At 66.1% G+C, this 6,400-nt stretch carries 5 protein-coding genes; 3 read left to right on the forward strand and 2 right to left on the reverse strand.

Translation table 11 applies throughout. The features are described from left to right. Positions 1 to 819: inositol-3-phosphate synthase (locus tag K8V11_RS01230; RefSeq protein WP_303910390.1), on the reverse strand; the 819-nt coding region annotated here is incomplete at its 3' end. A 20-nt stretch (positions 820 to 839) separates the two neighbouring features. Further along, on the reverse strand, positions 840 to 1,406 hold the full coding sequence (locus tag K8V11_RS01235) for a PadR family transcriptional regulator (RefSeq protein WP_303910391.1): 567 nt from the start codon (positions 1,404 to 1,406) through the stop codon (positions 840 to 842). A gap of 250 nt (positions 1,407 to 1,656) precedes the next feature. Between K8V11_RS01235 and K8V11_RS01240 the strand changes: the two genes are divergently transcribed. The 3 genes from K8V11_RS01240 (at position 1,657) to K8V11_RS01250 (ending at position 6,344) form a co-directional block, all read left to right on the forward strand. Further along, positions 1,657 to 2,112, forward strand: a complete 456-nt coding sequence (locus tag K8V11_RS01240) for a DUF5318 family protein (protein WP_303910392.1) — start codon at positions 1,657 to 1,659, stop codon at positions 2,110 to 2,112. Between the two features lie 194 nt (positions 2,113 to 2,306). Continuing rightward, positions 2,307 to 4,649 (forward strand): transglycosylase domain-containing protein, encoded by a 2,343-nt coding sequence (locus K8V11_RS01245; RefSeq protein WP_303910393.1) that lies wholly within the window; start codon positions 2,307 to 2,309, stop codon positions 4,647 to 4,649. Positions 4,650 to 4,670: 21 nt separating this feature from the next. Continuing rightward, the gene (locus K8V11_RS01250; protein WP_303910394.1) at positions 4,671 to 6,344 is read left to right on the forward strand and encodes a glycosyltransferase family 87 protein; all 1,674 of its coding nucleotides are present in this window, start codon (positions 4,671 to 4,673) and stop codon (positions 6,342 to 6,344) included. Positions 6,345 to 6,400 lie beyond the last annotated feature (56 nt).

Genomic DNA, 6,400 nt, shown 5'->3' on the forward strand with positions numbered 1-6,400 from the left:
CCACTCGACGTGGTCGGACGGGCCGATGTGGACATTGCGGTCGGAGATCTTTCCGGCGAGCTCGCCGGTGAGGTTCGAGGTCACGGCCTGGGTCTTCGAGACCTTCTTGGACTCGAGACGCTCACGCTCGAGCATGTTCTTGAAGTCCATGTTGCCGCCGACGTTGAGCTGGTAAGTGCGGTCGAGGGCCACGCCGCGGTCCTCGAACAGCTTCGCCATCACGCGGTGCGTGATGGTCGCGCCGACCTGCGACTTGATGTCGTCGCCGACGATCGGCACGCCCGCGGAGCGGAACTTCTCGGCCCACTCCGGATCCGAGGCGATAAACACCGGCAGCGCGTTGACGAACGCCACGCCCGCATCGATCGCGCACTGCGCGTAGAACTTGTCGGCCTCCTCCGAGCCCACCGGCAGGTAGGACACGAGCACGTCGACCTCGGCCTCGCGGAGCGCGGAGACTACGTCGACCGCCTCGGCGGTGGATTCCTCGATGGTCTCGCGGTAGTACTTGCCGAGGCCGTCGAGCGTCGGGCCGCGCTGCACCGATACACCGAGCGGCGGCACGTCCGAGATCTTGATGGTGTTGTTCTCCGAGGCGAAGATCGCCTCCGACAGGTCCATGCCGACCTTCTTGCCGTCGACGTCGAAAGCGGCGGCGAACTCGACATCGGAGACGTGGTAGTCGCCGAACTTGACGTGCATAAGGCCGGGGACCGAGTCGGTCAGCGACGCGTCCTTGTAGTACTCGACGCCTTGGACCAGCGAGGATGCACAGTTACCTACGCCGACGATCGCGACGCGGATCTTATTATTACCCATAGCTTTGTAGGTCTCCTTCATCAAGCGTTCTGGGACGGATTGTTTCTGGTTTGTTCAGCGGCGATCAGTTCGTTGATCCACCGGAGTTCGCGTTCGCTCGTCTCGAGGCCGAGCAGTGTGAATTGCCGCGTGTAGCGGCTGATCTCGGAGTGCTGCGTCGTTCCCGCGGCGCCACGCTGCTCCTCGCGCCGGGCCTCGAGGACGCGGCGGCGCCCCTCGAGAACCCGCAGGCGCGCGGACGCGGGCGTGCGGTCGAACAGTGCGAGATGCACGCCGAAGCCGTCGTCGGTAAAACTCGCCGCGCTCGGCTCCGCAAGCATCGCGGCGAGCTCGGCCCGGCCGGCGTCGGTCAGCCGGTACGGCTTCTTGTTCTTCCCTCTGCCCGCGGTGGGAACCCGCGTTTTACCGCTGGATGACGTCGGAGCCGCTTCGATCAACCCGGCCCCGTGCAGCTTCCGCAGGGTCGGGTACAGGGAGCCGAACGAGACGGTCCTGACGGTCCCGTACACCTCTGACAGACGTTTGCGCAGTTCATAACCGTGCATGGGTCCCTCGTCGAGCAGACCGAGAACAGCGAGATCGAGCATGCGTTCTCGCCTCCCTTCTCAAGATGGTCCGTTGGGCCCCTGTGCCGGCTCGCGGCTTCGTCGCCGCAGAGGTCTCCGCAGTTCGAAACGCGGAATTATCCGAGGCGTTGGTCAGCGTACACGTTCGCGATGTATCGAAGCGATATAACCCGCCGTAATGTCGATCATTCATATCCACGAAGCATGCGTGTGCACCCTTTCACTCACCCGTGGCGCCGCGGGTGAGGAAGAACACGTAATCTCGAAGACAATGAATGAGCAGCATGCGGATACGGGCGAGGTGAAGCTCGACCCGACAGCGCCGAAGCGGGTAATCGACTACTCGCTGCGGCGTCGCGCCACGCTCGCGGACCTCGAAGAGGGCAGGGTCTCGCTCGGCGAGGTGTGCGACGCGGACCGCTACCTCGTGCGCGCCGCCGAGTACCACGGCCACGTCAGCGAGGAGCTGTGCCCGGTGTGCCGCAAGGAAAACCTGGTCACCGTCAAATGGGTGTACGAGGAATCGCTCGGGGATGCCAGCGGCTCGGCCCGCACGGCCGAGGAGATCGAAGAGCTCGCCCGGACCCACGACGAGTTCACCGTGCACGTGGTCGAAGTGTGCCGTTCATGCAAGTGGAACCACCTCATCGAGAGCTACGATGTGGGCTGGCCGGCGGGACTTTCGGCAAAGATCAGGCGGGCGAACGCGTTGCGCGGCCAGGCGTAGAAGCGGGACTGCTTCGGTGCCGTTCGGCGCGGAAATATGGTTCTCGCGCGCGATCTGCGCGACAATAGATCGTCAGCAGATCGTCAGCGCGATAGTTGTCCGCGTTTTCACGTCACGGCGCGACCAGCATTTCGCAGTGTGTTGTGCGTCATTGGGCGGCCTAACCGGGTCGTCCTGCGAAGCAGGAGAAATACATGGGCCAGGAAAATACCGGTCGGGCCAACCCCGGCCCCGGCAAGGACAAGCCGACGAACAGGTCGTCGGGCGAAGCGTCGTCGCCGCTTAGCGGCAATCGCACTGCCCACCGCGATCCGAACCAGAGCTTATTTCGTCGGCACCCCGTTCTGACGACCCTCGCTGTTCTGGCGATCATCTTCATCGTCATCCCCGTGATCATCGTGGGCATCATGTACCAGCGGCAGGACATCCCGACTCCGGAGTCGATGTCGACCAACCAGATCTCGGAGATCTACGCGCAGGACGATTCGACGCTCATGGGCCGCATCGTGCCGCCCGAGGGCAACCGCAACATCATCAAGATCGACGACGTACCCGTGCACGTGCGCAACGCCGTGCTCGCCGCCGAGGACCGCACGTTCTACTCGAACCAGGGCTTCGACCCGATCGGCATCGCCCGAGCCGCCTTGGGTCAGGTCACCGGCGAGTCCAGCGCCGGCGGTGGTTCGACGATCACCCAGCAGTACGTGAAGAACACGATGGTCGGCGACGAGGTGAGCTACGAGCGTAAGGCGAAGGAGATCCTCACCTCCGCGAAGATGACGTCGAAGTGGTCCAAGGACCAGATCCTCGAGGGCTACCTCAACACGATCTACTTCGGCCGCGGCGCTTACGGCATCGACGCCGCCGCCCAGGCGTACTTCAACAAGCCGGTCTCCGCGCTCACAGTCTCCGAGGGTGCGCTGCTCGCCGGCACGATCCAGTCCCCCTCCGCGCTCGATCCCTTCGCCAACCGGCCCGCGGCGGAGCAGCGCTGGAACTATGTGCTCGACGGCATGGTCGACATGGGCGCTCTGCCCGCGGACGAGCGCAAGGGCGCGCAGTTCCCGGCGATCGTCGAGGATGCGGCTCCGCTGCAGCAGAACGTCGGCCACGAATCCAATGGCCCGATTCGCCGCCAGGTGCTCGCAGAGCTCGCGAACTCCGGCATTTCCGAGGACATGGTCAACACCCGCGGCCTGCGTGTGATCACCACGATCGACCCGGAGGTCCAGAACAACGTCATCGACTCGGTCGAGGAAGTGATGAGTTACCAGCCGGAGGCCAACCGGGCGGCGGCTGTGTCGATGGATCCGAAGTCCGGCGCCGTGCGCGGGTATTACGGCGGAAACGAGGCCGAGGGCTGGGACTACGCCAACGCCCCGCTGCAGACCGGCTCGACGTTCAAGATCTTCGCCCTTGCCGCGGCTCTCGATCAGGGCATCCCGCTCAGCCAGCAGATCTCCTCGGCGCCGGTCACCTCCGGCAACATCACCATCACCAACTCCGAGGGCATGTCGTGTGGCACGTGTTCTGTCGCGACCGCCCTGGAGAAGTCGCTCAACACCTCGTTCATCCGTCTGCAGACGATGCTCGAGAACGGCCCGCAGGATACCGCCGACATGGCACACAAGGCGGGTATCGCGAAGAAGATCCCGGGCCTGCCGGACGAAACGCTCACCGAAGGGGGAGAGCCGCCGTTCGAGGGCGTGGTCCTCGGCCAGTACCCGGTGCGCGTGCTCGACATGGCCACCGGCCTGTCGACGTTCGCCAACGAGGGCATGTACCACAAGCCCCACTTCGTGAAGAAGGTCATCGCCGCTGACGGCGAGGTGCTTCTCGACAACAGCGAGATGGAGGGCGAGCAGCGCGTCAACAAGGATGTCGCCAACAACCTGATCTCCGCGATGGAGCCCATCGCGGGCGCATCCCGGAACCACGCGCTGGCGGGCGGCCGCGCCTCGGCGGCCAAGTCCGGTACCGCGCAGCTGCTCGACACGGGCAACAACAAGGACGCCTGGTTCATCGGCGCGACGCCGTCACTGTCGACGGCGGTGTGGATGGGCACCGACGAGAACGTCCCGCTTTACAGCGGCGGCTCGGGCGGCTCGATGTTCGGCGCGATGGACCCGGCCGATATCTGGAAGTCGATCATGGACAGCTCGCTCGCGGGCACCGAATACGAGTCCTTCCCGGACCCGGGATACATCGGCGGCCAGGCCGGTGCGCCCGGCGATTCCGGATCGAGCAGCGGCACGGGCCAGGGCACCGGCGGTGGCCAGAGCTACACCGGTGGCCAGGACTACGGCTACACCGATTCCCAGCCAAGCCAGCAGGCCCCGGCCCAAGGTGGCCAGCAGGCGCCTACGGGCGGCGGTACCGGTGGCGGCGGTGGCGGAGGCGCCCCGGCGCAGGATCCGGCACAGAATTTCCAGGATCAGGTCAACGACTTCCTCGACGGCCTCGGCGTTGAAGGCGGCGAAGGCGGCGGTGGCGGAGGCGAGGCTCCCGCCGAACCGGCCCCGCCCGGCGGCGGATAGGCGTGCGATAACCTACCCAACGTGACCAACGGAGACTCATCCTCCCCGCGCCCGCTCGCAGGTGAACTCGCGGAGCTCGGCCCGGGCGAGCGCGCCCGCCCCGGCGACGGCGCGTTTCTCCCCGCCGCGCAGGCGTGGGGAGGCCCGTTGGGTAGGCACGCGGTGGTCGGGCGGCAGCGGCGGATCACTCCTCTTCGGGTGATCCTGCTGTTCGCCGTCATCCTCTGCGCGTTTGGTTTCTTCTCCAAGGCACCGTGCCTGGAGACCTCCCACCCGACCGACGGCAGCTCACCGGGGCTGATGTGGGACGGCCGCCAGTACTACAAGGCGTGCTACGCGGACCCGATCCCGCTGTGGGGGATCGAGGGCCTGTCGCAGGGCGCGTTCCCGTACAAGTTCTCGTGGACCGAGGGCGATCCGGGCTCCGAGCAGGTGCGCTACATGGAGTACCCGGTGCTCGCCGGACTGTGGCAGTACGGCAGTGCGCAGGTGGCGCTCGCGTGGGATCACCTCGACCGCTCGGGCATCCTGCCCGGGCCGATCGACGTGATCAAGTACTTCCTCATCCTCGTGGTGACGATGACGATCTTCTGGCTCGTCGCCGTGTGGGCCACGTACTACTCGGCGGGGCGCAGACCCTGGGACACGCTGTTCATGGCGGCGAGCCCGCTGGTGATCTTCCAGGTCTTCACCAACTTCGACGCGATGGCCGTCGCCGCCGCCTCCGTGGCACTGCTGCTGTGGGCGAAGAAGATGCCGCGCTGGGCGGGCTTCGCGATCGGCATCGGCGTGGCGATGAAGCTCTATCCGCTGTTCCTGTTCGGCGCGCTGCTCGTCGTGGCGATCCGAGCCCGCAAGTTCATCGATATCGCGTGGGCGGCGTGCGTTGCGGTGATCACGTGGTCGGCAATCAACTTGCCCATCGCGCTGTTGTTCCCCGCGGGCTGGCGTGAGTTCTTCCGCCTCAATTCCGACCGCCCGGCCAACCCGGAATCGATGTACGCCATCGCCGAATCGCTGACGTCGTGGTCCGGTTTCGACCCCGCCGGCGCGGTCCCGGAGACCCTCAACACGGTTTCGCTGGTGCTGTTCGCGCTGGGCTGCGTGGCGGTCCTCGCGATCGGGCTCACCGCGCCGAAGTCGCCGCGTATCGCGCAGCTCGCGTTCCTCATCGTCGCGTTCTTCCTGCTCACCAACAAGGTGTGGAGCCCGCAGTATTCGCTGTGGCTCGTGCCGCTGGCGGTGCTCGCGATCCCGCGGGCGCGCGTGCTGTTGCCGTGGATGATCTTCGACGCCCTCCTGTGGATCGCGCACATGTCGTACTTCGCGGGCACCGACGCCAAGGGGCTCAACCCCGAGTGGTTCGGCATGCTCGTCATCATCCGGAACCTGCTGGTCGTGGCCGTGTGCGCGGCAATCATCGTCGAGATTTACCGGCCCGTGCGGGACAGGGTGCGACGTTGGCACGCCGATCTTCCCGGCGCGGATCCGCTCCTCGGCACGCTCGCCCCTGAACCCGATGCGCCGGCCTCGGTGCGCGCGTCCTTCGACCTCGCCTCTGACGTCGGAGATGCTCCCCGCGCCGGTCGGCCGCGCCTCCGGCCTCGTGTTCAAGCGGCCGCCCCAGCCTCCGCCTCCGCGGCCCCCAACGAATACACCGACACACCCGACAACAAGGAGTCCGATTCGCGATGAGCACCCTCGAGATGTTCGTGATGTGGCTGGGGATCTTCCTCGGCTTCGTGTGCATC

The organism is Dietzia timorensis (assembly GCF_020742175.1).
Classification (GTDB): Bacteria; Actinomycetota; Actinomycetes; order Mycobacteriales; family Mycobacteriaceae; genus Dietzia; species Dietzia timorensis_A.